Origin of the sequence: Kitasatospora sp. NPDC002227 (assembly GCF_040296285.1) — a bacterium.
Lineage (GTDB): Bacteria > Actinomycetota > Actinomycetes > Streptomycetales > Streptomycetaceae > Kitasatospora.
Genome location: NZ_JBEOWY010000006.1, coordinates 20,501 through 45,450 on the forward strand (window position 1 = coordinate 20,501; position 24,950 = coordinate 45,450).

Consider the following 24,950-nt stretch of genomic DNA (forward strand, 5'->3'; position numbering starts at 1 on the left):
GCGCCGACCTCGTCAGGTCGGTGCCGCCGTGGGAGTGCAGAAAGGGGTGCGAAGCGGGCGTTTCGGCGGTGTGTCCGCAGTGTTGCGGGGGTCTGCCGCCGGCTCAGGACGTCGCGATCAGCCGGTGGGTGAGGGCGTCCGCGACCCGGACCACCCGGCGGGTCTGCTCCTCGACGGCGGCGATCGCCTCCGGCTCCGCCTCGCCCGGCTCCTCGCCGTCCGCCTCGTACTCGAACTCGTCGGCGGATCCGGAGAGTTCGGAGCGGCGGGCGGGGACGATCACGGCGCCCCAGTGGTAGAAGGCGTTGTCCAGCGCGGGCAGGCCGCGCTCGTGGCCGCCGCAGGGGCCGGCCGCGCAGACGAAGGAGGAGACCACCTTGCCCCGGCAGCAGATCCGGCCGGTGGTGTCGATGAACTGCCGGATCTGGGCCGCCGGCTGGCCGAACAGGGTGGGGGTGCCGAGCAGGATCGCGTCCGCCCACTCCAGGTCGGCGAGGGTGGCCACCGGCAGGTCGGCGGTCGCGGCGGCGTGCGCCGCCCAGGCGGGGTCGGAGGCGATCAGCGGCGCCGGGGCGAGTTCGGCGACCCGCCGCAGCCGCACCCGGGCGCCGGCCTGCTCGGCCGTGGCCGCAGCGGCCACGGCCAACTGGTGGACGTTGCCGGTGGAGGAGTAGTAGATGACGGAGACGTTGACCACTGCGGCTGCTCCCTGGCTCGTGGCCGCCCACACCAGGGGGCGGCGGTAACGTCAGCATGAGAGCGAGGCCGTGAGGCGGCCAATGAGCCGGATTGATTCCGTTAAGTCGCACGCACCCAGGGCGCGAGGAACTGCGCTGCCGACCGTGCACGGCCGGCGGCCTCCCGCCTCGCGCAGGTCCCCGCGCCCCTGGTCAGCTCTCCAGCAGCTTGGCGACAGCCTCCCGGCAACCGCCGCAGCCCGTGGTGGCCCGGGTGGTGCGGGCCACGCTCGCCAGGTCGCTGCCGCGGTGAGCGGTGATCTCGGCCTTGGTGACGGCGTTGCAGTGGCAGACCAGGGCGTCGTCGGGCAGGACGGTCTCGCCGACGGCGGTGGCGGCCAGGGGGAAGAGCAGCAGGCGGCGGTCCCGGGGGACGGGGTCGTGGCGGTCGAAGAGCTGGGTGACGGTGCCGAGCGTCGCGGACTCGCCGACCATCACGGCGCCGGCCACCTTGCAGTCCCGCACCACGACCTTCTGGTACAGGTTGCGCCGGGTGTCCTGGAAGACCACCACGTCGGTGTCGTCCTCGGTGCCGTCGGGCGCGAACTCGCCCATGCTGGCGAGGTCGATCCCGGAGGTCTTGAGCCGCGTCACCACCCGGCTCTCCCGGTACGGCGCCACCTCCGGGACGCCGGCGATCACCTGGGCGGCCACCCGGGCCTGCTCCCAGGCCGGTTGGACCAGGCCGTGCACGACGCCGCGGTGCTCCGCGCAGTCGCCGACCGCGAACACGGCCGGGTCGGCCGTCCGCATCAGGTCGTCCACCACGACGCCCCGCCCGACCGGCAGCCCGGCTGCCGCCGCGAGGGCGGTGTCCGGCCGCATGCCGGTGGCGAGCACCAGCAGGTCCCCGGGGACGAAGCCGCCGTCCTCGCACTCGACGCCCTGGAACCGCTCGCGCCCGGCCACCGCGAGCACCGAGGTGCCCAGCCGCACCTCCACCCCGACGGCGGCAAGTGCGCCGTGCAGTGCCCGGGCCGCACCCTCGTCCAGTTGGCGCTCCATCAGGATCGGTCCGAACTGCAGCACTTCGGCCCGGTGGCCGCGCTGGACCAGCCCGCGGGCCACCTCCAGGCCGAGCAGGCCGCCGCCGAGCACCAGGGCGCGGGCCGGGCGGCCGCTGCGCTCGCTCGCCTCGGCGGCCAGCCGCAGGATCTCCCGGCAGTCGTCCAGGGTGCGCAAGGTCACCACGCCGGTGAGGAGTTCGCCGTCGTCGCAGGTGAGCCGTTTGAGCGGGGGGCGGGCGGCGGTGGCGCCGGTGGCGAGGACCAGGGCGTCGTACGGGGTGCGGCTGCCGTCGCTCGCGCAGACCGTACGGCTCTCCCGGTCGATCGCGGTGACGGTCACCCCGGAGTTCACCTTCACCGAGGTGCCGCACAGCTGGGCGTCGAGCAGCTGGATGCTCTGCTCGTCGGCCTTGCCCGCGACCAGGTTGCTCAGCAGCACCCTGTTGTACGGGACGTGCGGCTCGGCGCCGTACACGGTGATGTCCAGCTCCGGCTTGGCCGCCAGCAGTTCGGCGACCACCCGGCTGCCCGCCATGCCGTGGCCGACCACCACGACCCGGCGGGTCTCCGCTTTGACCTCGGGGTACATCGTCATGGGCCTTGCCTCCCCTCACGCCCGGCGATGCGCTCCAGCCGGACGGCAGTGATTTTGAACTCGGGCATCTTCGACACCGGGTCGAGTGCCGCTCCCACCACCGAGTTGACCCGCCCCCGGCCGCCCCAGTGGAAGGGCATGAAGAGGGTGTCGGGCCGGATGGCGTCGCTGAGCCGGGCGGGCCCCTCGGCGCTGCCCCGGCGGCTGACCACCCGGACCTGGTCGCCCTCGGCGATGCCCAGGCGGGTGCCGAGGTCGGGGTGCAGCTCGACGAAGGCCTCGGGGGCGGCCTCGCTGAGGGTCGGGATCCGGCGGGTCTGCGCGCCCGACTGGTAGTGCTGCATCACCCGGCCGGTGGTCAGGTGCAACGGGTACCGCTCGTCCGTCTCCTCGGCGGCCGGACGGTGCTCGACCGGCAGGAAGCGGGCCTTGCCGTCGGGGTGGGCGAAGGACGCCAGGAACATCCGGGGGGTGGCCTCGGCGGCGCTCGGCGCCGGCCAGAAGACGCCGTCCTCGGCGTCGATCCGCTCGTAGCTGATGCCCGAGTAGTCGGCCGGGGCGCCCTCGGTGGCCCGGCGCAGCTCGGCGAAGACCTCGCGTGGCTCCGGGGAGAACTCGGCCTTGCTGCCCAGGAGTTCGGCCAGCTCGGCGAGCACGTCCAGATCGGTGCGCACCCCCGGCGGCGGCGGCCGCAGCCGCTGCCGGTGCAGCACCCTGCCCTCCAGGTTGGTCATGGTGCCCTCCTCCTCGGCCCACTGGGCCACCGGGAGCACCACGTCGGCCAGCGCGGCCGTCTCGCTGAGCACGAAGTCGAAGACCACCAGGAAGTCCAGCGCGCGCAGCCGCTCCTCCACCCGGCGGGCGTTGGGCGCCGAGACGACGGGGTTGCTGCCGAGAACGAACAGGCCCTGGGCGCCCTCCGGGGTGCCGAGCGCGTCGAGCATCTCGTAGGCACTGCGGCCGGCCCCGGGTATGGAGTCGGCGGGCACACCCCAGACCTCGGCGATCCGCTCGCGGGCCGCCGGGTCGTCGATCCGCCGGTAGCCCGGGAGCTGGTCGGCCTTCTGGCCGTGCTCGCGGCCGCCCTGGCCGTTGCCCTGGCCGGTGAGGCAGCCGTAGCCGGAGCCGGGGGTGCCGGGCAGGCCGAGGGCGAGCGCCAGGTTGGTGAGCGCGTTGACGGTGTCGGCGCCCTTGCTGTGCTGCTCGGCGCCGCGCGCGGTGAGGATGATCGCGGTCTCGGCCTGGCCCAACAGCTGGACGGCCCGGCGCTGTTGGGGCACGGGCACGCCGGTGATCCGCTCGACCCGCTCGGGCCAGTAGCCGGCCACCGTCCGGCGTACCCGCTCGAAGCCGGTGGTGCGGGCGGCGATGTACGCCTCGTCCAGGTGGCCGAGCGCGATGGCGATGTGCAGCAGACCGTTGGCCAGCGCCAGGTCGGTGCCGGGCAGCGCCTGCAGGTGCAGCGTGGCCTGGGCGGCGGTCGGGGTGCGGCGCGGGTCGACCACGATCAGCGAGCCGCCGGCCTGCCGCTGGGCGACCAGGTAGCGGGCGAACGGCGGCATGGTCTCGGCCGGGTTGGCGCCGACCAGCAGCAGGGTCTGCGCCGCGCCGACGTCGGCGAGCGGGAAGGGCAGGCCGCGGTCGAGCCCGAAGGCCCGGCCGCCGCCGGCCGCGGCGGCCGCCATGCACCAGCGGCCGTTGTAGTCGATGGTCGCGGTGCCCAGCCCCACCCGGGCGAACTTGCCCAGTTGGTAGGCCTTTTCGTTGGTCAGCCCGCCGCCGCCGAAGATGCCGACGGCATCCGCGCCGTGCCGGGCCTGGAGTTCGCGGCAGCGTTCGGCGACGTACGCCAGCGCCTCGTCCCAACTCACCGGTACCAGTCGGCCGTTGCGGCGGAGCATCGGACTGGTGAGCCGGGCGGGGGAGTCGAGGAGCTCGACCGAGGTCCAGCCCTTCTGGCAGAGCCCGCCCTGGTTGGTCGGGAAGTTGCGGGGTTCGACGGTGACGGCCCCCGAGGCGTCCGTGTCGAGCCAGATCCCGCACTGCAGTGCGCAGTACGGGCAGTGGGTGGCCGTGCGCCTCGGGGGAGTTGAGCTGTCAGACATCGGTGTACGTCCGGCCCTTGCGCCCGTAGCAGTACCAGGTGAGCGCGGCGCACAGGGCGTAGCAGACGGCGAAGACCGTCATGGCGGCATCCGCGTTGCCGGTGTGGGCGATCGAGGTGCCGAGGCCCCGGTTGATGAAGAAGCCGCCGAGCGCGCCGACGGCGGAGATGACGCCGATCGCGGCCGCGCTGTCGCGGCGGCCCTGGGCGGCGGCGTCGGGGTGCTCGGCGCCGAGCATCCGGTGGGCCCGGGCGGCGAAGATCGCGGGCACCATCCGGTAGGTGGAGCCGTTGCCGACCCCGGCCAGGACGAAGAGCAGCAGGAAACTGGCCAGGAAGAGCGGGTAGTTGTGCTCGCGCAGCGCGTACACCACGCCGGCCGCGCCGACCGGCATGGTGGCGAAGGCCCAGATGGTCACCCGGGCGCCGCCCCAGCGGTCCGAGGCCATCCCCCCCAGCGGGCGGACCAGCGAGCCGACCAGGGCGCCGACGAAGGTGTACTGCACCAGGCCGAGCTCGGGGAAGGAGACCTTGATCAGCAGCGGCAGCGCGGTGGAGTACCCGATGAAGGAGCCGAAGGTGCCGATGTAGAGCAGCGAGACCAGCCAGGTCTGCCCGTTGCGGGCCACCCGGAGCTGGTCCGGCACCGAGGAGCGGGCGTCGCGCAGGTTGTCCATCCCGAACCAGGCGGCCAGGGCTGCGGCCAGCACCAGCGGCACCCAGACCAGGCCGGCGGCGGCCAGGCCGAGCGCGGAGATCACCCAGGGCAGGATCAGCTGCACCGAGCTGACGCCGATGTTGCCGCCCGCCGCGTTGATGCCCAGCGCCCCGCCCTGCTTGGCGCGCGGGTAGAAGTGGGTGATGTTGGCCATGCTGGAGGCGAAGTTGCCGCCGCCGACGCCCGCCGTGGCGGCGATCAGCAGGAAGGCCCAGTACGGCGTGTGCGGGTTGTGCACCGCCACCGCGAGCAGCACGGCGGGGATGGTGAGCAGCAGCGCGCTGACGACGGTCCAGTTCCGGCCGCCGAAGCGGGCCGGGGCGAAGGTGTAGGGCACCCGGAGCACGGCACCGACCAGGTTCGGCAGGGCGACCAGCCAGAACAGCTGGTCGGCCGAGAAGCCCCGGCCGCTCAGGTGCACGGTGACGACGCTCCAGAGCGTCCAGACGGTGAAGCCGAGGTGCTCGGCGGCCACCGACCAGATCAGGTTGCGGCGGGCGATCCGGCGGGCCGGTCCGTCCCAGAAGCCCGGGTCCTCGGGCTCCCAGTTGGCTATCCAGCGGCCCTTGCCGCTGGTCAGGGCTCTGCCGGCGCCTTGCGCCTGGGCGGCCCTGGTCTGGTGGGTCTGGCTCATGGTCGGAGTCCTCTCGGGGGCGCGGCTTCCAGGGTGAAACTGACCGCTCGGGCCCCCGTGCGGCAACGCGCCTCGGCCCACTTCGTCACCTGCGACCGGGGGAGCTCCCGGTCAGCGGTAGGCCCGCACGTAGTCCACGCTCAGCACGGCGGGGAAGACGGTGGTGTCGTCCGGCGGCCCGGGCCAGTCGCCGCCGACGGCCAGGTTCAGCACCAGGAAGAACGGTTCGTCGAAGACCCAGCGCCAACCCGCCTGGCTCTGCAGGACGGTGTGGCGCACCTTGCCGTCCACCGAGAAGGACAGCCGGTCGACCTGGCGGTCGACGGCGAAGACGTGGTAGTCGTCGCAGAACTGTCTGCTCCCCGGCAGGGAGTACGCGCTGACGTCCTGGAAGCCGCCGGGGCCGTGCAGCGCCGAGTGGACGGTGCCGGTCTCGTTGCCGAGGTTCTCCATGACGTCGATCTCCCCGCCGTCCGGCCAGCCGATCTGGTCGGTGCGGGTGCCGAGAGCCCAGAAGGCGGGCCACAGGCCGGTGCCGCAGGGCAGCTTCATCCGGGCCTCGAAGCGGCCGGGCGCGGCGGCGGAGAACAGCCCGTCGGTGTCCAGCCGGGCCGAGGTGTACTGACAGGGCCCGTACCAGCAGGTGAGTCCGGCCGCCGGGTCGGCCGGCCGGGCGGTGATCTGCAGGTGCCCGGCGCCGTCCAGCGCCGCGTTGGCGGGGTCGGCCGTGTAGTACTCCAGCTCGTTGTTGCCGTGCCCCTGGCCGTCGAGCACGTGGCGCCAGCGCTTCGGGTCCGGCGCGGCGCCGGTCGCGCCGTTGAACTCATCCGACCAGACGAGCGTCCGGCCGGCGGCCCGGGGGGCCTGTTCGGCGCGGGCCGGGGCGTGGGCGCCGACCAGGAGCGCCCAGGCCAGCCCGAGCGCCCCCAGTAGGGCGCCGTACCGGCGGCGGGTCATGAGCACGGCGTTGCTCCTCCGTACGGGGGACGACGGTGTTCGTGTACGAGAAGCTATCTCCGGGTAGGGCCTCGGCTGTGGACGATTGACGATGATTCAGTCATCCGGTCGTCACCCGTACGACCGATCGGCTCAGTTAGACTCCGAAGGTATGACGCATGAAGGGTGGGGGGCCCTGCCGGTCGAGCCGTACAGCAACCATTACATCGTCTGTGGCGGCAACGCACTGGCCCATCGGCTCGTCCGCGAACTGGTCGAGCAGTACGAAGTTCCCGTGGTCGTCCTGGTCCCGGAACTGACGCGTGATCACGCGCCGCAGATAGCGGCCATCGAGGGCGTGACGGCCGTCCTGGAGTTCGCCGGCCTCAGCGCCGAGGCGCTGCGCGCCTGCGGGGTGGAGACCGCGCGCGGCATCGCCCTGGTGGACGGCGCCGACCAGAGCAACATCCACGCCGCGCTCACCGCGCAGGGGCACAACCCCGGCATCCGGATCGTGCTGCGGATGTACAACCAGCGGCTCGGCGAGCACATCGGCAATCTGCTGCCGAACTGTGCCGCCCTCTCCGGCTCGGCCACCGCCGCGCCCGCCTTCGCCAACGGCGCCCTCAGCCGCCCCAACACGGTGCGGGTGGGCGACCGTTACCTCTACGTCGCCTATGACGACGACATCCAGTCCAGCCAGATCTGCGTGGTGGCCGACCAGATCGACCGGCAGGACATAGGGAAGCTCCGCCTGCTGCCCGAAACGGCGGGCCGGGCCGCCGAGTTCATCGCGCTGGCGCGCCGGACGGCCTCGGACGGGCCGGTCGAGCTCGGCCACCCGGCCGAGCTCGCCGAGCTGCCCGGGCCCGGTGGCATCGCGGCGCTGCAGACCTTCGGCAGCGAGCCGCCGGTGGCCATCGCCTGGTGGCGCAGGCTGAGTTGGGGCCTGCTCGACACGCTGCGGTTCTTCACCAGCGCCCGGCTGCGGCTGCTGCTGATCACCGCGCTGGTCGCGGTGCTGGTCTCGGCCGGGGTGATGTGGTACTTCGACGGCCGGTTCGGCTGGGCGGTCTACCTCACCCTGCTCGACATGGCCGGTGCCGCTCAGCCCGACACGCCCGGGGACTCCTCGGCCTCGGCCGTGCTGCAGCGGGTCGCCCAGGTGGTGATCACCTTCTGCGGGATCACCTTCATGCCGGTCTTCACCGCCATCGTGGTGGACACCCTCGCCACCGGCCGGCGCGGCCTGCCCAAGGCGCCGGGTGCGGGCACCCGCGACCACGTGGTGGTGGTCGGCCTCGGCAATGTCGGCACCCGGGTCGCCACCCTGGTCCGGGAGGCCGGGGTGCCGGTGGTCTGCGTCGAGAAGGACCCGCAGGCGCGCGGCATCGCCGCCGTCCGGGCGCTCGGGGTGCCGGTGCTGGTCGGCGACGCCCCGCTGGAGAGCCAGCTGCGGCGGGCCCGGGTGCAGCACTGCCGCGCGTTGGTGGCCGTCACGGCCGACGACGCGACCAATCTGGAGGCGGCGCTGGAGGCGCGGGCGCTGCGGGGCGAAGTACGCATCGTGGTCCGGCTGTTCGACGACGACTTCGCCCAGCACGTGTACGCGACGCTCGGGAACGTCGCCTCGCGGTCGGTCTCCTACCTCTCGGCGCCCGCCTTCGCGGCGGCGCTGATGGGGCGGGAGGTCCTGGGCACCCTGTCGGTGTACCGGCACGTCCTGCTGATCGCCGAGCTGGCGGCCGACGAGGGGTCGGGGCTGCTCGGGCTCAACCTGCACGAGATCGAGCAGGGCGGCGGCGTGCGGGTGATAGCCGTCCGCCTGGCCCGCCGCCCCGACGACTACCAGTGGAACCCGGCCGACCGCTCCCGCCGCCTCGCCCCGGGCGACCACGTCGTGGTGGCCGCCACCCGCGGTGGCCTGGCCCGCCTGAGCAGCCCGGCGGAGCCGATGGCCGAAGCGGGGTAACCCCCCCAGTGGGGCAGGGAACGGCGCGAGCGGCCGTGCACGGCCTGCGGCCTACCGCTTCGCGCAGTTCCTCGCGCCCCTGGACAGTGCAACTGGCTCACTGTGTGCCGGTACGGCGAGGTGCATGGCTGGCCGCGCCGTTCCCCGCGCCCCTGAGGGGTTGCTCTCAGCGGTTCTCGAACTTCGGGGGGCGCTTCTCGGCGAAGGCGGCCATGCCCTCCTTCTGGTCCGCCGTGGCGAAGGCGGCGTGGAAGAGGCGGCGCTCGAAGCGGACGCCCTCGGCGAGGGTGGTCTCGAAGGCGCGGTTGACGCTCTCCTTCATGGCGACGGCGGCCGGGGTGGACATCGCGGCGATGGTCTCGGCCACCTTGAGGGCCTCGGCCATCAGCTCGTCGGCGGGGACGATCCGGGAGACCAGGCCGGCCCGCTCGGCCTCCTCGGCACCCATCATGCGGCCGGTGAGGCACAGCTCCATCGCCTTGGCCTTGCCCACGGCCCGGGTGAGCCGCTGCGAGCCGCCGATGCCGGGGATGACGCCGAGCTTGATCTCGGGCTGCCCGAACTTCGCGGTGTCGGCCGCGAGCAGCACGTCACAGAGCATGGCCAGCTCGCAGCCGCCGCCCAGCGCGTAACCCGCCACCGCCGCCACGACCGGCTTGCGGAGCCGGCCCAGGGTGTCCCAGGGGCCCAGCCAGTCGTCGAGGTAGACCTCGGGGAAGGTGTTGGTCTGCATCTCCTTGATGTCCGCCCCGGCGGCGAAGGCCTTCGCCGAGCCGGTGATGATCATGGCGCCGATCTCGGGGTCACGGTCGAAGGTGGTCGCGGCGTCGACCACCTCGTTCATCAGCTGGTTGTTGAGTGCGTTCAGCGCCTCCGGCCGGTTGAGCGTGATCACCCCGACCCGCCCCTTGCGCTCGACCAGGATCGTCCCGTACTCAGCCATCAACAGCTCCATCCCTGCGGGTTCACAGACTGACACCGCCTACGATCTACGACCGACCACCCCCAGCGCCAGTCTCACCCCGCGAGACGGAGGTCACCTCCACACCCCGTCAGCACCCGTGCCGGGGCTCCGCCGGGTCCGCGGGCGCCCGGGCGGCGAGCTCCGCGCAGACGGTGAGCAGCCGGTCGACGTCGGCCTCGACGGTCGCCGCCCCCGTCGAGGCCCGGACCGAGCCCTGGACCCGGCCGCCCAGCTGCCGCAGGTACGCGTCGGTGGAGGCGGGGTCGCCCGCGCGCAGGGCGTGCGCCACCCGGTCGGGGGTGAGCCCGTTGTCCTGTTCGGTCACGCCGGGGTTGCAGAAGCAGCCCGTCCGGACGCTGATCCCGGCGGCCGCGGTGGCGGCCTGGGCGAGCCGTTCGTCCAGCGGGGTGCCGTCGGGGCGCAGCAGGTGGAAGGCGACGGTCGGGCCGCGGTCGGCCGGGCCGGTGGGGCCGAGCACCCGGGCGGCCGGCTCGCCGCCGGGGTGGCGCAGGGCGGTCAGGCCGTCGATCAGGCGCCGGGTCAGGGCACCGGTGTGGGCGGCCAGGGCGGGGTAGCCGATCCGCCCGTGCCAGCCGGCGGCCGCGATCACGTCCGGCAGGGCGAGGAAGGCGAGGGAGCCGTCCTCGAAGCCGTCCGGCGGCGGGGAGAGCAGGTACCAGGCGGGGTCGGCGGCGGTGGCCTGCACGGTGCCGCCGGAGAACCAGGGGCGGTGCAGCTCGGCCAGTGCCTCGTGCCGGGCCAGCAGGCAGCCGACCCCGCTCGGGAAGCCGGTGATCTTGTACCAGGAGAGCGCCACGAAGTCGGCCGGGACGGCGCCCAGGTCGAGGCCGGCGGTGGGCAGCATCGCGGCGGCGTCGAGCAGCACCCGCCAGCCCTGGCGCCGAGCCTCGGCGACCCAGCTCAGCGGGTGCCGCACCCCGGTCGCGTTGGACTGCCCGGGGTAGGCGAACAGCCCCGGCGGACCGGCCGCGAGCGCCGCCGCCACGGCGGCCGCGTCCGCGCGGTGCTCGGCCCCGAGCGGCAGCACCCGCACCGGGGCTCCGGCGGCGGTCGCGTAGCACCGCAGCCCGAGGACGGAGTTGTGGTTGTCGCGGAGCAGCGCCAGCCCCCGGCCGGGGGCGAACGGGAAGGCCTCGGCGACCAGCCGGATCGCGCCGGTGGCATTGGGGGTGAAGACCACCGCGTACTGCTCCGCCGGGGCGCGGCAGAAGGCGAGGACGGCCCGGCGGGCCTCGGCGACCAGCTCGGTGGAGGCCAGCGAGGCGGGGCTCGCCGAGTGCGGGTTGCCGTACACACCCCTGGCCAGCCGCTCGGCGCTGCCCCGGACGAGCGAGAGCGGCGGCAGCGCCGCCCCGGTGTAGTCGAGGTACGCCTGCCCGGCGGCATCCAGGTACGGGAACTCCTCGGCACGCAGGCCTGCGAGCTGTCCGGTTGCTGCGGCAGTCATGGCCTGCTCCCTGCCCCGCCCCGAAGGGCGGCCGTCCGGGGCCGTACCTGCGGATGGCTCCCATCGTCCCACCCGCCCCACCGGTCACGCGCGCTCGGCCGTCCGGGTCACTCGGTGCGGAGGCGGATCTCCGCGCCGTCCGGGAGGTGGGCCACCTGCTGGGCGATCGGGCCGCGGATGCACATGCCGACCGCGGAGTCCTTGACCACCAGGTTGTCGAACTCGTAGGCGCCGCCCATGACGAAGAACTGGAGCGGGACGAGCCGCTCGTGCGGCTCCAGGGGGCCGTTCTCCCGCTGGTAGGCGTAGGCGAAGGAGTTGACGCCGTTGACGTCCGGGTCCGCCAGCAGCCAGGCCGCCCACTCCTCGAGGCTCGTGCCGAGCGGGACCAGGTCCGCCGTCTCCGGGTTGAAGCTGACGACCTCCTCGCCGCCCACGATGCCGAACTGGGTGCCGAACAGGTCCTGCCCGAAGCAGAACACGTCGTCGGCCAGGCCGTCGTAGGTGGACTTCCAGACCTCGTCGGTGTTCCAGGAGAGCAGGTCCGGCCCCAGGCCCTCCTCGCCGACCCGGAACACCTGGACGCCGGCGTTGAACACGAAGAAGCCGTTCAGCCGGGTGATGACCTGACCGAGCTCCGCCAGCGGCCCGCTCGCGACCCCGAAGTCCAGCTCGACGGCCGGGCCCATCGGGCCGCGGGCGCGGCCGAGCAACTGGTCGAGGGCGCTCTGCGTCATGCCTTCTTCTCCTCTTCGAGACCGGGCGCCCGGGGGCTGCCCCGGGCTGGTCCCACCATTGTGGTCGGTCGGGAAAAACCGGAGGCGGTCGCGGGGGCGGGCTGAGTACGGTCCCTGGATGGACACGGATGTGGAGTCGCTGAGGTTCGACGCCTGGCGGGAGGATGAGGCGCCGCCCGGCGGGATGCCCGGGCGGCGGTACGTCACGGTGAACGAACTGCTGGTCCGGCTGGGGAGCTTCGGGCTCGGGCTCACCTGGCGGGTGAGTTGCGACGATGGTTGGGAGCGGCTCGCCGAGATCGAGAAGCGGGCCGAGACCGGGGTCGGGACATTGGAGCTGCTGGCCCTGCTGCCGGCCGCTCTGCAGGCGGTCGACGGGGACTTCGTGGGCTACCGGGGAGCCGAACGGGTGCTGGTGCTGCGGGAGTTCGACAGTACGTCCTGGGAGCTGCTGACCGCCGACCCATGGGTGCTCGGTGAGATCCGGCGGTGCTTCCCGGATGCCGAACCGCTCGCCATGGAGCTCTGGGAGAAGGCCCCCTGGTGGGAGGAGCCGTTGCCCGAGGGCTGGGGGGACGGCCGCCGGCCGCCGGACCGCGATCCGCGCCCGCGGCGCGGCCGCGCCTTAGCGACGGGCTCCGGTCGGTGGCGCCGAGGCTGACGTGGTGCGCTGCTCCCGCAAGTGGCCGGGCCGGCCGAAGCGGTCAGTCCGTGCCGCCGAGGACGCGGGGGCGGAAGACGTGCCCGCGCGGTTCGGTGCCCGTGACCAGGGCGGTGCCCAGCGGCTCGGCGGCGGAGCGGCCGCAGACGAACACTTGGAGGCCGTCGAGCATCACCTTCAGGCCGAAGTAGCCCTCGAAGGAGATCCGGCGGGCGAGGAGTTCGACCCCGTCGACGAGGAGGGAGGTCTCGGTGGGCTCCAGGTCGCGGATGAAACGCCAGCTGTCGTGCCAGGCGCGGTGGTCGGTCTCGCGCGGCCGGTGCTCGGCATTCACGACGAAGTTCTCCAGCAGTGACCCGAACCGGGTGAGGATCCTGGGCTGGGGCCGGACGGAGGACACCTGGAGGTGGTGGGTCCGGTCCGCCGCGTACGTGATGTCCAGGCGGTAGGTGTGGGTGCCCTCCCCCTGGGTGCCGAACAGCAGCTTCCAGCCGCTCGGCGGCTCGGGCAGCATCGCGATCGGCCGGCCGAAGCGGGCGATCTGTTCGGCGGCGGTCGGGAAGTGCGGGAGTGGTGTGCCTGGTGGTGTGCGGAACACGGTTGTCCCCCTGGTTCGGTTCGTGGGCCCGTCGAGGATCCTCGCATTCGGCCGAGTACGGTGTCCGGAGATCAGACAGACCGGCAAGGGGAAGCGGAGCAAGCGGATGACCGACGTACAGCTGACCGTGGAGCAGGGCGTCGGACGGATCCGGCTCGACCGGCCGAAGGCGCTCAACTCGCTGACGTACGGGATGATCCTGGAGATCCACGAGACGCTCACCGCCTGGGCAGCGGACGATTCCGTGCGCTCGGTGGTGCTGAGCGGGGCGGGGGAGCGGGGGCTCTGCGCGGGGGCGGACATCCGGGCGTTGCACGACAGTGCGAGGGCCGGGGGTGAGCAGGCGCGGGGGTTCTTCCGGGACGAGTACCGGCTGAACCACCTGATCTCGCGGTACCCGAAGCCGTACCTGGCCGTGATGGACGGGATCACCATGGGCGGCGGGGTCGGCCTCTCCGCGCACGCGAACCTCAGGGTGGTCACGGAGCGGTCGGCCGTCGCGATGCCCGAGACCCGGATCGGACTGACACCGGACGTCGGCGGCAGCCGGCTGCTCTCCCGCGCGCCCGGCGAGCTCGGCACCCACCTGGCGCTGACGGCCGCCGCGATGACGGCGGGCGACGCGCTGCACTGCGGGTTCGCCGACCACTTCGTGCCCTCCGAAGCCCTGCCCGAGCTGCTCGCGCAGGCGGATCCGGTGGCCGCGCTGCCGGAGTGCACCGCCGAGGCGCCCGGCTCCCCGCTCGCCGCCCAGGCGGAGTGGATCGACGCCTGCTACGCCGCCGACTCGGTCGAGGAGATCCTCGACCGGCTGCACGGCGCCGGCCTGCCGGAGGCCAAGGAGGCCGCCGAGCTGATCGTGGCCCACTCGCCGACCGCGCTCAAGGTCACATTGGCCGCCCTGCGGCTGGCCCGGGGCCACGCCGACCTGGCCGAGACCCTGGCCCAGGAGTACCGCATCTCCGCCCACGCCCTCACCCACCCCGATCTCCCTGAGGGCATCCGCGCCCAGGTGATCGACAAGGACCGCAACCCGCAGTGGCGCCCCGCCACGCTCGCCGAGGTGACGGCGGCGGACGTGGCCGCCTTCTTCGCCGAGCCGGCGGGTGGCGACCTGAGGCTGTAACACCCGGCTGACGGCGGGCCGTTGGGTGCGGCACCATGGTCAGGTCAGCCAACGAGCCCAGGGGGAGCCGTTGTTCTACCTACGACCGGGTGAGCCGCACCCGCACGTCCCGCCGGAGACCGAGCAACTCGCAGTCTTCGGCCACCGGTTCGCGATGCTCGCCGAGCTTCCGGAGGAGTGGGGCTTCTCCGGCGGTTCCGACGGCGGAGCCGAGGTCTGCGGCGTCAGCTACGCGCTGCACGCGGCACCCGCGCACCTGGTGGTGACCACCTTCCGGGGCTACGAGGGCGTCGACCTCGCCAGTGAGCTGCAGAACCTCGCGATGAACGCCGAGCCCCCGCCGGAGCACCTGTCGATCCCCGAGTGGCTCGACAGCTGGGACTTCGTCAGGGAGTTGGAGACGACCACGACCTCGCTCCGGGTGGACGGGAGCGAGGTCGCGGGGTGGCGGATCGGCTTCGAGGGGTACTTCGCGGTCAGGCTGGTGCTCGCCGAGGAGGAGGTGTTCGTCAGCGGCCGGGCGGTGGTCGAACCCCTGGCCCGAGACCTGGTGATGGTCACCGAGCCGCGTGGGCGGGCTACTTGACCGAGCCGGCCGTCAGGCCGGAGACCACCTGGCGCTCGATGAAGGCGAAGAGCACGACCACCGGGAGAATGGCCACCACCGAGCCGGCGAACAGGTAGTTCCACTGCACGGTGTAGTTGCCGATGAAGTTGTTGATCCCCACCGTCAGCGGCTGGCTGCTGGGCACGGTGGTCAGCCGCAGACCCATCACGAACTCGTTCCAGGCCGAGATGAAGGTGAAGATCACGGCGGTGACGATGCCCGGCATGGCGAGCGGGATGGTCACCCGCCGCAGCGCGCCGAGGCGGCCGAGCCCGTCGATCTGTGCGGCCTCCTCCAGCTCGTTCGGGATGGAGGAGATGTAGGCGGTCAGGATCCAGATCGCGAAGGCCAGGTTGAAGGCCGCGTTGCAGATGATCAGCGTCCACACCGAGTTGAGCATGTGGAACTGGTAGAACTCGCGGTAGAGCCCGACCAGCAGCGAGGTCGGCTGGAACATCTGGGTGACCAGCACCAGCAGCAGGAAGGCCTGCCGCCCCCGGAACTTCATCCGCGCCGTGTAGTACGCGGCGGGCAGCGCCACCAGCAGCACCAGCAGCGTGGAGCCGCCCGCGACCAGCAGGGTGACCCGCAGGTTGGTGCCGAGGGTCGAGTCGGACCAGACGTTGACCAGGTTCGACCAGGCGAAGTGCCGGGGCAGGTAGGTCGCGTCGCGCAGCTCGTCGGCCGGGCGCAGTGCGGTGACGATCATCTCGACGTAGGGCAGCAGGAAGAGTGCGGCGAGCAGCCAGGCGACGGCCATGACGACCACCGTGCGCGGGCGCAGCCGCGGCTTCAGGACGTACGTGGTGGTGGCCATCAGCTCTCCTCGTTCCAGCGGCTGACCTTGAGGAAGGCCAGCACCATGACCACGATCAGCCCGAAGTTGACCACCGACATCGCGGCGGACTCGCCGATGTCGGTGTTCATCAGCTGGAAGGCGAAGACGGTGGTGGTGGCGGTGGCGCTGTCCGGCCCGCCCTGGGTGGTGCCCCAGATGACGGGGAAGGAGTTGAAGACGTTGATCAGGTTGATCACCAGGCCGACCAACAGGGCGGGCCGCAGCAGTGGGAGGGTGATCAGCCGGTAGGTCTGCCAGGTGGAGGTGCCGTCCACCTTCGCCGCCTCGTACACCTCGGCGGGCACGGTCTGCAGGCCGGCCAGCAGGGTGTAGGTGGTGAAGGGCAGGGAGACGAAGACAGCGATCAGGACCATCCAGGGCTTGGCCGTGGACGGGTCGCCCAGCCAGTCCTTGGGGGCGTCGATCAGGCCGAGGTCGACCATCACGGTGTTGAGCACGCCCGCCGTGCGGTCGAGCATCCACTTGAAGCCGATGGAGGTCATCAGCACCGAGGCGGCCCAGGGGGCGATCAGCGCCCAGCGGGTCAGCCGGCGGCCGGGGAAGTTCTGGTTGAACAGCTGCGCCAGGGCGAGCGAGAGCACCATGGTGAGCGCCACGACGGCGGTCGTCCAGACCACCGTCCAGCCGAGCACCTGGTAGAAGTCGGGCTCGTCGAAGAGTTTGGTGTACTTGTCGAACCCGGCCGAGCCACGGACGAACCCGCTGGTGCTGATCCGCAGGAACGAGGTGTGCACCATCTCGTAGACGGGCCAGAGCACCACGAAGAGGATCAGGACCACCGCGGGGGCGATCCAGGGGAGCGGGCCGAGCCGGGCGAGGCCGGAGCGCCCTCGCCCTCCGGTTTTCAGCGACAAGGTCGTGCCTTCCTAGGGAGTGCAGGGAGTACGAAGAAGGTGCGGGAGGTGGGGGAGATCACCTCCCGCACGGGGGCGGCTACTTGTCGGCGGCCGCGGCTTCGGCCCTCTTCTGCAGGTCGCCGAGGACCTTGGCCGGGTCGCCCGAGACGGCGGTGCCACCGCTCTTCTTGATCTCGGCCGAGACGTTGTCCCAGCTGGTGTCGCCGAGCGGGTAGAAGGTGGCGGTCGGCAGCAGGTCGAAGAAGGGCTTCAGGTCGGCGTGCTTGGCGTCGCCGCTCATGGTGGCCAGGGTGTCCTTGGTGACCGGCATGAGGTTGTAGAGCTCGTCGAACTTGAGCGTGTTCTGGGTGTTGTACGCGTAGTCGAGGAACTTCTTGATCTGGTCCTTGTGGCCGTTCTTGTTGAAGGCCATCATCCAGTCGGCCACGCCCAGGGTGGACTTGAGCGGCCCGGTCTTGCCGGGGATGGCGGTGGCGGCGTAGTCGACCTTGCCGTCCTTGGCCTTCTGGATCAGCGAGGGGTGGCCGTTGAGCATCGCGGTCTTGCCGGCGCCGAAGTCCGCGAAGGCGGTCTTGCGGTCGGTGGTGGCCGGGTTGGCGTAGGTCAGGCCCGGGTCCACCAGGTTGGCCTTCAGCCAGCTGAAGGTGTCGATGTCCGCCTGGGAGTTGAGGGTGTACTTGCCCGAGGCGTCCTGGTAGCCGCCGCCGTTGCCGAGCTCCCACATCAGGGACTCGCCCTGGGCCTCCTCCGGGCCGAGCGGCAGCGCGTACGGGGTCACGCCCGGCACCTTGGCCTTGATGGCGGCGGCGTCGGCCTTCAGGTCGTCCCAGGTCTTCGGGGCCGAAGTGATGCCGGCCTGGGCGAAGATCGCCTTGTTGTAGAAGAAGGCGCGGGCCGAGGAGACGAACGGGATGCCGTACTGGGTGCCGCCGACCTGGCCGGCCTTGGCGAAGGTGTCGATGAAGTTCGCCTGGGTGGCGGGGGAGAGCACGTCGGCGGCCGGATAGAGCAGCTTGTCGGTCACCTTGTCGGCGTAGCCGCCGGTCTGCAGGATGTCCGGCATGTTGCCGCTCTGGATCATCGTCTTGACCTGCTTGTCGATGTCGTTCCAGTTGACGACCTGCAGATCGATCTTGATGTCCGGGTTGGTGGCGTTGAAGCCCTTGACCACGTCACCCCAGTACGCCGTCGAGGAGTTGGCGGCGGAGTCGCCGTAGTCGGCGGCGACGAACTTGAGGGTCACCGGGCCGCTCGCCTTGCCGGAGTCCTTGCTGTCGCCACTGCCGCTGCCGCTGCTGCTGCAGGCGGTCAGGGCGAGGACACCGACGGCACAGAGCGCCGAGAGGTTGAGGAGCTTCTTGTTCATGCTGGGATACCGCCCTTGGCGTCAAAGGTGCGCGATGTTTCGGCAGTTGGGCCGGGGCGAGCGCCGCTCTCCCGGGGACGGCACCCAGACTGCACCTGCGCGGATGACAGGTCTACACCAGTTATCCAGTTGACGTGGTTCGTTGCATCCCGTGCAATCCCAAATCGGGCATGCCGCCCATAGCGACCTTTGGTACGTACCAATTTCGGTGCTCTCGGGGTCGGCTCGGGGGCCGCTCAGGGGCTGTTCGGGGGCTGCTCGGGGGAGAAACCTGATGCGCTCGGGGGTGGGCGTCACTACCTTGATCGTCGTGATCAACTCCCGCACGGCCTTCGTCGCCGCTCCCGTCCTGACCGCCGCCTACGGCGTGTTCCGCATCATCAACGGCCTCGACGGCGTCCGTCAGCCGGGCTTCACCTGGTCGGCCGGCCACCTGTGCTTCATCGGCGCGCTGGTCTGCTTCGTGCGGGCCTTCGCCGCGATGCGCACGGAGGCGGGGTCGGGCCGGCTGTCCACCGTGGCGTTCTGGACCGCCACGGTCGGCGCGGGTGCCGTGGTCGGGCAGTTCGTCATCGACCTGGTGGTCGGCTTCCTGTGCGCGGACCGGGATGCGATGGACACGATGTACAGCAGCATCCAGGGGATGCCCGGGGTGATGCCCGTCTTCTACTCCGCCGTCCCGATGCTGTTCTTCGTCGGCCAGACGATCCTGGTCGTCCAGCTCGCCAGGCGCCGCGTGGTGCGGCCGTGGGCGCCCGTGCTGATCGTGGTCGACAACCTGATCCCGTTCGTGGACAAGGACTTGATCCCGCTCGGTGCCGTGCTGCTGCTGATCTCCTACGCCCCGCTCTACCGCACCCGCGAGAACGCGGGCCCGGCGCCGGTCTGCCCGGCCGGTGCGGCCGGGTGACGCGGGCGCCGCAGGACAGCTGAGGGGCCGTACTCCTGCCAGGAGTACGGCCCCTCAGCGGCGAGCGGGTTACGGGACGATGCGGCCGGTGACCTCGCCGAAGCCGATGACCGTGCCGTTCGGGCCCGGGGCGGTGGCGGTGATGGTGATCTCGTCGCCGTTCTCGAGGAAGGTGCGGGTGGTGCCGTCGGGGAGCTTGACCGGGTTCTCGCCGTTCCAGGTGAGCTCGATCAGGGCGCCGCGGGTGTCGACGGCCTCGCCGCTGATCGTGCCGGAGGCGAACAGGTCGCCGGGGCGCAGCGAGGCGCCGTTGACGGTCATGTGGGCCAGCTGCTGGGCGGCGGTCCAGTACATGCCCGCGAACGGGGGCCGGGAGATGACGTGGCCGTTGAGGCTGACCTCGAGCGCGATGTCCAGGCCCCAGGGCTCACCCTCGCGGTCGTCCAGGTAGGGCAGCGGCTCGACGTCGCGGGTCGGCGGGGTGACCCGGGCCGACTCCAGTGCCTCCAGCGGGACGACCCACGGGGAGACCGAGGTGGCGAAGGACTTGCCGAGGAAGGGGCCGAGCGGCACGTACTCCCAGGCCTGGATGTCCCGGGCCGACCAGTCGTTGAGCAGCAGCACGCCGAAGACGTGCTCCCGGAAGGACTCCAGTGGCACGGAGGTGCCGAGCTCGGTGCCCGCGCCGACCACGAAGCCGACCTCGGCCTCGATGTCCAGGCGGCGGGTGGGCCCGAAGGAGGGCACGGCGTCGGTGGGCGCCTTGCGCTGGCCGTGCGGGCGCACCACCGGGGTGCCGGAGACGACGACCGTGCCGGCCCGGCCGTGGTAGCCGATCGGCAGGTGCTTCCAGTTGGGGGTGAGCGGGTCGGTGCCGGGGCGGAAGATCCGGCCCAGGTTGCTTGCGTGGTGCTCGGAGGCGTAGAAGTCGACGTAGTCGGCGACCTCGAACGGCAGGTGCAGCTCGACCTCGGCGCGGGGCACCAGGCAGGGGCTCATCGCCTCCCGGTACGACTCGTCGCTCAGCCAGGTGGTCACCGCGGCGCGGGTGATCTCCCAGGTGCGGCGGCCGGCGGCCAGGAACGGGTTGAGGGTGTCCGCCTCCAGCAGCTCCGAGGGCTCGTCGATCGCCCGGGCGGCCGCCCCGGCGTCGAGCACGAAGTCACCGACGGCGATGCCGATCCGGCGCCGGCCGGGCTGGTCGGGCGCGGTGAAGACGCCGTACGGCAGGTTGTGCAGGCCGTAGGGCGAGTCCTGCGCGGAGGCGATCCAGCTGGCGGTCACGGGTTCTCCTGGTGCGGAAGCAGGCCGAGGGCGGCCAGGTCGTCGAGCGGTTCGGCGATGCTACAGGTGCCGAAGGCGGTGAACGAAGCACGGGCGACGGCGATCTGACCAGCCGTCAGCTCCAGTGCGGCGGCGGCCAGAGCCTGGCCCGAGCGCTCTGCGAGCGCCTCCTCGGCCCGCGCCGGGTCGGCGGCGGCCAGCAGCACGTTGAGGAAGCCGTGGTGCTCGAATCCGGTGCGCGAGTCGGTGTGCCGGACGGCGTTGTGCAGCCCGGCCGTGCACTTGTAGGCGATGCCGCGCTCGGCGCAGCCGCGCACGAAGGCGGCCAGCTCGGCCTCGCTCGGGAAGGCCTCGGCGGCCAGGCCCCCGGTGCGGAACTTGGCCCGGTACGGCGTCCCGGCCAGTACGTCCAGCTCGGCGAACAGGCTCTCGCCACGGGCGAGTTCGACCGCGCCGGTGACCCCCGCGGGCAGCTGGTCGAGCGCCGCGACGCCCGCCTTGGCCCCGGCGGCGAGCTCCACGCCCACTACGGTGAGCCCGGCGGTGGCGGCGAGCGCCGGGGCGAGCTGGTCGGGTCCGCCCGGCAGCACCAGGGTGACCGGCATACCGGGCTGCGCGAGCTCGGCCAGCTCACCGAGCTTGTTCGCCCCGCACAGGAACGGGCCGACCAACTCGGCGTACCAGGCGGAGCGGTGGGCCTGGTGGGCAGGCACGGCCTGCGGCAGCGGCAGGTCCCCCGGGGGGAAGACCGCCGCGTCGTCGAAGAGTGCGTCGAAGAGAGGGATCACTTCTTGGGCCCCCGACCCGACCACGTCCAGGCGTAGTTGGAGTCCTCGGACGCCGTGGCGCCCTCACCGAGCTCCAGCGGCCGGAAGGTGTCGACCATGACGGCCAGCTCGTCGAAGAACTCCGCGCCGATCGAGCGCTCGTACGCCCCTGGCTGCGGGCCGTGGGTGTGGCCGCCCGGGTGCAGCGAGATCGAGCCCTGGGCGATGCCGGAGCCCTTGCGCGCCTCGTAGTTGCCGCCGCAGTAGAACATCACCTCGTCGCTGTCCACGTTCGCGTGGTAGTACGGCACGGGGATGGAGAGCGGGTGGTAGTCCACCTTGCGCGGCACGAAGTTGCAGATCACGAAGTTGTTGCCCTCGAAGACCTGGTGGGCCGGCGGCGGCTGGTGGATCCGGCCGGTGATCGGCTCGTAGTCGCTGATGTTGAAGGCGTACGGGTACAGGCAGCCGTCCCAGCCGACCACGTCGAACGGGTGGTGCGGCACGGTGTAGCGGGTGCCGACCACGCCGCCGGGGCCGGAGCCGCGGTGCTTGACCAGCACGTCCACGTCCTCGCCCTCGACCAGCAGCGGGCCCTCGGGGCCGCGCAGGTCGCGCTCGCAGAACGGCGCGTGCTCGAGGAGCTGGCCGTACTTGGAGAGGTAGCGGCGGGCCGGGGTGATGTGGCTGTTGGCCTCGATGCAGTAGGCCCGCAGCGGGGCGTCGCCCGTGGGCACCCAGCGGTGCGTGGTGGCCCGCGGGATGATCACGTAGTCACCCTGGCCGACGGTCAGCGTGCCGAAGACCGTCTCGAGCACGGCGTCACCGGACTCGACGTACACGCACTCGTCGCCGAGCCCGTTGCGGTAGAGCTCGCTCGGGGCCCCGGCGGCCACGTAGCTGATCCGCACGTCCCCGTTGCCCAGGATCAGGCGCCGGCCGGTGACGGCGTCGACGGCCTTCCACTCCTGCGCGGGGAAGAGCTCGTGCAGCTTGAGGTGCCGGGGCAGCAGCGGCAGGTTCGGCGTGGTCGCCTGCTCCGGCAGCTCCCAGACCTGCGCGTCGACCACGGAGGACGGGATGCCGCGGTGGTAGAGCAGGGAGGAGTCCGAGGAGAACCCCTCCTCGCCCATCAACTCCTCGTAGTACAGCCCGCCTTCGGGGGTGCGGTGCTGGGTGTGGCGCTTGGGCGGGATGCTGCCAAGCTGCCGGTAGTACGCCATGGTCACCCTCTCCTCGGTGTGGCGGGCATCGTACTAAGGGGTCGTCAGAGGTTGCCGCGCTTGTCCTGCTCGCGCTCCAGCGACTCGAACAGCGCCTTGAAGTTGCCCTTGCCGAAACCGAGTGAACCATGCCGCTCGATGAACTCGAAGAACACCGTCGGCCGGTCGCCCTGGGGCTTGGTGAAGATCTGCAGCAGGTAGCCGTCCTCGTCGCGGTCGACCAGGATCGCGCGCTTCTTCAGCTCCTCGACCGGTACCCGCACCTCGCCGATGCGCTTGCGCAGCTCCGGGTCGTCGTAGTACGAGTCCGGGGTGTTGAGGAACTCCACGCCGCGGGCGCGCAGGATGTCGACCGTGGTGAGGATGTCGTTGGTGGCGAGCGCCATGTGCTGGCAGCCGGGGCCGCCGTAGAACTCCAGGTACTCGTCGATCTGCGACTTCTTCTTGGCGATGGCCGGCTCGTTGAGCGGGAACTTCACCCGGTGGTTGCCGCTGGCGACCACCTTGCTCATCAGCGCGGAGTAGTCGGTGGCGATGTCGTCGCCGACGAACTCGGCCATGTTCACGAAGCCCATGACGCGGTTGTAGAACGAGACCCACTCGTCCATCTTGCCGAGCTCGACGTTGCCGACCGCGTGGTCCAGGGCCTGGAACAGGCGCTTGGGCGCACCCTCGGGGCGCTGCACCTTGGTCTCGGCGACGACGTAACCCGGCAGGTACGGGCCGTGGTAGCGCGAGCGGTCGATCAGGGTGTGGCGGGTCTCGCCGTAGGTGCCGATCGCGGCGCGGCGCACGGTGCCGTTCTCGTCCGAGACGTCGTTCGGCTCCTCGAGGATGCGGGCACCCTGGGCGCGGGCGTGCTCGATGCACTTGTCCACGTCCGGCACCTCGAGGGCCAGGTCGACGACGCCGTCGCCGTGGCGGCGGTGGTGGTCGAGGATCGGGCTGTCGTTGGTGACGCCGCCCTTGATGACGAAGCGGCAGGAGCCGGAGCGCAGCACGAACGCCTTGCGGTCACGGCGGCCGGTCTCGGGGCCGGAGTAGGCGACCAGCTCCATGCCGAAGACGGACTGGTAGAAGTGCGAGGTCTGGGTCGCGTTGCCGACCACGAAGACGATCGCGTCCTGGGCGATCACGGGGAACGGGTCACCGGCGGGGTCGTGCTCGACCAGGCCCACCAGGCGGCGCAGCTGCTCCGCGTCGAGGCCGGCTTCGAGCTCCTCGGGGGTCAGTTCGACGGCGTTGGTGGTCATCGGTGGTTCCTCCACGGTGAGGCTGCGCGGCGGGTGGGGTGGGCTGCCGCGTCAGTGCGCTGAGCTTGCTCCAGTCGGGCGGGTTGGGCAACAGCTGGCCTCTGGACTACTCAATGTGTACAAGCTGAGCAGAAGGTGCCTGCTAGCACTGGTCAGATTGCGCAGTGATTCTCCCTGGCGTGTGCGAACTGCTTCATGGCTCCGGAAGATCGTCCAGATACCGCTCGAACCAGTCGGCGGCGAGCACGGTGACCGCCTCCAGCGCTCCCGGCTCCTCGAAGAGGTGGGTCGCGCCCGGGACGACGGCGAGGCTGTGCGGGCAGGTCAGCCGGGCCGCGGCCTCCCGGTTGAGGCCCAGGACGGCGTGGTCGGCGCCGCCGACGACCAGCAGCGTCGGCGCCCGGACCCGGTCCAGCCAGGGCCCGGCGAGGTCCGGCCGGCCGCCCCGCGAGACGATCGCCGCCACCTCGGCGTCGGGCTCGGCGGCGGCCCGCAGCGCGGCGGCGGCGCCGGTGCTCGCGCCGAAGAAGCCGACCGGCAGGTGCGGCGCCACCTGCTCCCGGCCACGCTCGGTGGCGGCCGCGAGGCGGCTCGCGAGCAGCGAGACGTCGAAGAGGTTCCGCCGGTCGGCCGCCTCGGCCGGGCTGAGCAGATCCGCCAGCAGGGTGGCCAGCCCGGCCCGCCGCAGCGTGGCGGCCACCTCCCGGTTACGGGGGCTGAGGCGGCTGCTGCCGCTGCCGTGCGCGAAGACCACCAGCCCGAGGGGGTGGTGCGGCACGGTCAGGTCGGCGGCCAGGCCCTCGGCGAAGGTAAGGGCGCGCGGCGGGTCGGGCTCGCCTTCCGCGCCGTCGGCGGCCGCGTCCAGGCAGGCGAGGACTTCGGCGTCGGTGGTCTGCCCGAAGTCGCGGTAGAACTGGCCGATGGCCCAGAAACGGTGCGGGGTGAGCGGGCAGACCAGCTCGTCCGCGGCGGCGGCCATGGTGCGCTGCCAGTCGCCGGGGGCCACCGGGACGGCCAGCACGACCCGGGCGGCGCCGCGGGCGCGGACGAGCTCGCAGGCGGCCCGGGCGGTGGCGCCGGTGGCCAGGCCGTCGTCCACCACCACGACGGTGCGGCCGGTCAGCGGGACGGGTGGGCGGCCGCGGCGGTAGCGCTCGACCCGGCGGGCCAGCTCGGCCCGCTCCGCGCGCTCGACCTCGGCCAGCTGCCGCTCGGTGACGGCGGCGCCGCTCAGCACGTGCTCGTTGAGCACCCGCGCCCCGCCCTCGCCGATCGCCCCCATCGCCAGCTCCGGCTGCCCGGGGCAGCCGAGCTTGCGGATCACGCACAGGTCCAGCGGCGCCCCCAGCGCCCGCGCCACCTCGGCGGCCACCGGCACCCCGCCCCGGGGCAGCCCGACCACCACCGGATCGGCTCCGCGCAGGTGCACCAGCGCGGCCGCGAGCCGGCGGCCCGCCTCGGTGCGGTCGGCGTACTCCATGGCGCACAGCCCTCCGGGAGATCCCCCGTCCACTCCACCGTACGGCTCCGGGACCATCGTGGGACAAGGCGGGACAAGGCGGGACAA

General features: G+C 72.2%; 22 protein-coding genes. 5 read left to right on the forward strand and 17 right to left on the reverse strand.

Features of this window, described 5'->3' with window-relative positions; translation table 11 throughout:
• Positions 1-103: 103 nt before the first annotated feature.
• The 5 genes from ABT095_RS07235 to ABT095_RS07255 all read right to left on the reverse strand — a co-directional run bounded on the left by ABT095_RS07235 (position 104) and on the right by ABT095_RS07255 (position 6,752).
• Positions 104-697: a flavodoxin family protein gene (locus tag ABT095_RS07235; RefSeq protein WP_350528303.1), complete on the reverse strand. Its 594-nt coding sequence runs from the start codon at positions 695-697 to the stop codon at positions 104-106.
• Positions 698-890: 193 nt separating this feature from the next.
• Positions 891-2,339, reverse strand: coding sequence for an FAD-dependent oxidoreductase (locus ABT095_RS07240; protein ID WP_350528304.1), 1,449 nt, complete (start codon positions 2,337-2,339; stop codon positions 891-893).
• Entirely contained in the window at positions 2,336-4,444 is a 2,109-nt protein-coding gene (locus tag ABT095_RS07245) for a molybdopterin oxidoreductase family protein (RefSeq protein WP_350528305.1), read from the reverse strand. The genes ABT095_RS07240 and ABT095_RS07245 overlap by 4 nt, the downstream gene beginning before the upstream one ends.
• On the reverse strand, positions 4,437-5,795 hold the full coding sequence (locus tag ABT095_RS07250) for an MFS transporter (RefSeq protein WP_350528306.1): 1,359 nt from the start codon (positions 5,793-5,795) through the stop codon (positions 4,437-4,439). The genes ABT095_RS07245 and ABT095_RS07250 overlap by 8 nt, the downstream gene beginning before the upstream one ends.
• Positions 5,796-5,906: 111 nt before the next feature.
• On the reverse strand, positions 5,907-6,752 hold the full coding sequence (locus ABT095_RS07255; protein WP_350528504.1) for a glycoside hydrolase family 16 protein: 846 nt from the start codon (positions 6,750-6,752) through the stop codon (positions 5,907-5,909).
• A 151-nt stretch (positions 6,753-6,903) separates the two neighbouring features.
• Here ABT095_RS07255 and ABT095_RS07260 point away from each other — a divergent pair, with 151 nt between their 5' ends.
• A complete protein-coding gene (locus tag ABT095_RS07260; protein ID WP_350528307.1) occupies positions 6,904-8,703 on the forward strand; it encodes an NAD-binding protein in 1,800 nt (599 codons plus the stop codon).
• 166 nt (positions 8,704-8,869) lie between these two features.
• Here the strand turns inward: ABT095_RS07260 and ABT095_RS07265 are convergent, their stop codons facing one another.
• From ABT095_RS07265 to ABT095_RS07275, 3 genes are all read right to left on the reverse strand, one after another.
• A complete protein-coding gene (locus tag ABT095_RS07265) occupies positions 8,870-9,646 on the reverse strand; it encodes an enoyl-CoA hydratase (protein WP_350528308.1) in 777 nt (258 codons plus the stop codon).
• A gap of 109 nt (positions 9,647-9,755) precedes the next feature.
• Entirely contained in the window at positions 9,756-11,135 is a 1,380-nt protein-coding gene (locus ABT095_RS07270) for an aminotransferase class V-fold PLP-dependent enzyme (RefSeq protein ID WP_350528309.1), read from the reverse strand.
• Positions 11,136-11,242: 107 nt separating this feature from the next.
• Positions 11,243-11,872 carry an SMI1/KNR4 family protein gene (locus ABT095_RS07275; RefSeq protein ID WP_350528310.1) on the reverse strand — a complete coding sequence of 210 codons (630 nt, stop codon included), beginning with the start codon at positions 11,870-11,872 and terminating at the stop codon, positions 11,243-11,245.
• A gap of 118 nt (positions 11,873-11,990) precedes the next feature.
• Between ABT095_RS07275 and ABT095_RS07280 the strand changes: the two genes are divergently transcribed.
• Complete coding sequence (locus ABT095_RS07280) at positions 11,991-12,533, forward strand: hypothetical protein (protein WP_350528311.1); 543 nt, start codon at positions 11,991-11,993, stop codon at positions 12,531-12,533.
• Positions 12,534-12,576: 43 nt separating this feature from the next.
• On the opposite strand, the gene ABT095_RS07285 is transcribed toward ABT095_RS07280, so the two are convergent.
• Positions 12,577-13,131, reverse strand: coding sequence for a hypothetical protein (locus ABT095_RS07285; protein ID WP_350528312.1), 555 nt, complete (start codon positions 13,129-13,131; stop codon positions 12,577-12,579).
• Positions 13,132-13,237: 106 nt separating this feature from the next.
• Between ABT095_RS07285 and ABT095_RS07290 the strand changes: the two genes are divergently transcribed.
• Both ABT095_RS07290 and ABT095_RS07295 read left to right on the forward strand, forming a co-directional pair.
• Positions 13,238-14,257 (forward strand): enoyl-CoA hydratase/isomerase family protein, encoded by a 1,020-nt coding sequence (locus ABT095_RS07290; RefSeq protein WP_350528313.1) that lies wholly within the window; start codon positions 13,238-13,240, stop codon positions 14,255-14,257.
• 70 nt (positions 14,258-14,327) lie between these two features.
• Positions 14,328-14,843 (forward strand): hypothetical protein, encoded by a 516-nt coding sequence (locus tag ABT095_RS07295; protein WP_350528314.1) that lies wholly within the window; start codon positions 14,328-14,330, stop codon positions 14,841-14,843.
• Here the strand turns inward: ABT095_RS07295 and ABT095_RS07300 are convergent.
• The 3 genes from ABT095_RS07300 to ABT095_RS07310 all read right to left on the reverse strand — a co-directional run bounded on the left by ABT095_RS07300 (position 14,836) and on the right by ABT095_RS07310 (position 17,946).
• A complete protein-coding gene (locus ABT095_RS07300; protein WP_350528315.1) occupies positions 14,836-15,681 on the reverse strand; it encodes a carbohydrate ABC transporter permease in 846 nt (281 codons plus the stop codon). The two genes, ABT095_RS07295 and ABT095_RS07300, sit on opposite strands and share 8 nt — an antisense overlap.
• The gene (locus tag ABT095_RS07305; RefSeq protein WP_350528316.1) at positions 15,681-16,577 is read right to left on the reverse strand and encodes a carbohydrate ABC transporter permease; all 897 of its coding nucleotides are present in this window, start codon (positions 16,575-16,577) and stop codon (positions 15,681-15,683) included. Before ABT095_RS07305 ends, ABT095_RS07300 begins: the two co-directional genes overlap by 1 nt.
• A gap of 79 nt (positions 16,578-16,656) precedes the next feature.
• Positions 16,657-17,946, reverse strand: a complete 1,290-nt coding sequence (locus tag ABT095_RS07310) for an extracellular solute-binding protein (protein WP_350528317.1) — start codon at positions 17,944-17,946, stop codon at positions 16,657-16,659.
• A 310-nt stretch (positions 17,947-18,256) separates the two neighbouring features.
• On the opposite strand from ABT095_RS07310, the gene ABT095_RS07315 reads away from it, so the two are divergent.
• Positions 18,257-18,856 carry a hypothetical protein gene (locus ABT095_RS07315; protein ID WP_350528318.1) on the forward strand — a complete coding sequence of 200 codons (600 nt, stop codon included), beginning with the start codon at positions 18,257-18,259 and terminating at the stop codon, positions 18,854-18,856.
• A 69-nt stretch (positions 18,857-18,925) separates the two neighbouring features.
• On the opposite strand, the gene fahA is transcribed toward ABT095_RS07315, so the two are convergent.
• The 5 genes from fahA to ABT095_RS07340 form a co-directional block, all read right to left on the reverse strand.
• On the reverse strand, positions 18,926-20,140 hold the full coding sequence (fahA, locus tag ABT095_RS07320; protein WP_350528319.1) for a fumarylacetoacetase: 1,215 nt from the start codon (positions 20,138-20,140) through the stop codon (positions 18,926-18,928).
• Complete coding sequence (locus ABT095_RS07325; protein WP_350528320.1) at positions 20,137-20,928, reverse strand: hypothetical protein; 792 nt, start codon at positions 20,926-20,928, stop codon at positions 20,137-20,139. Before ABT095_RS07325 ends, fahA begins: the two co-directional genes overlap by 4 nt.
• Positions 20,925-22,130: a homogentisate 1,2-dioxygenase gene (locus tag ABT095_RS07330; protein ID WP_350528321.1), complete on the reverse strand. Its 1,206-nt coding sequence runs from the start codon at positions 22,128-22,130 to the stop codon at positions 20,925-20,927. The genes ABT095_RS07325 and ABT095_RS07330 overlap by 4 nt, the downstream gene beginning before the upstream one ends.
• 44 nt (positions 22,131-22,174) lie before the next feature.
• The gene (hppD, locus tag ABT095_RS07335) at positions 22,175-23,383 is read right to left on the reverse strand and encodes a 4-hydroxyphenylpyruvate dioxygenase (RefSeq protein ID WP_350528322.1); all 1,209 of its coding nucleotides are present in this window, start codon (positions 23,381-23,383) and stop codon (positions 22,175-22,177) included.
• A gap of 193 nt (positions 23,384-23,576) precedes the next feature.
• Complete coding sequence (locus ABT095_RS07340; RefSeq protein ID WP_350528323.1) at positions 23,577-24,863, reverse strand: phosphoribosyltransferase family protein; 1,287 nt, start codon at positions 24,861-24,863, stop codon at positions 23,577-23,579.
• Between the last annotated feature and the right edge of the window lie 87 nt (positions 24,864-24,950).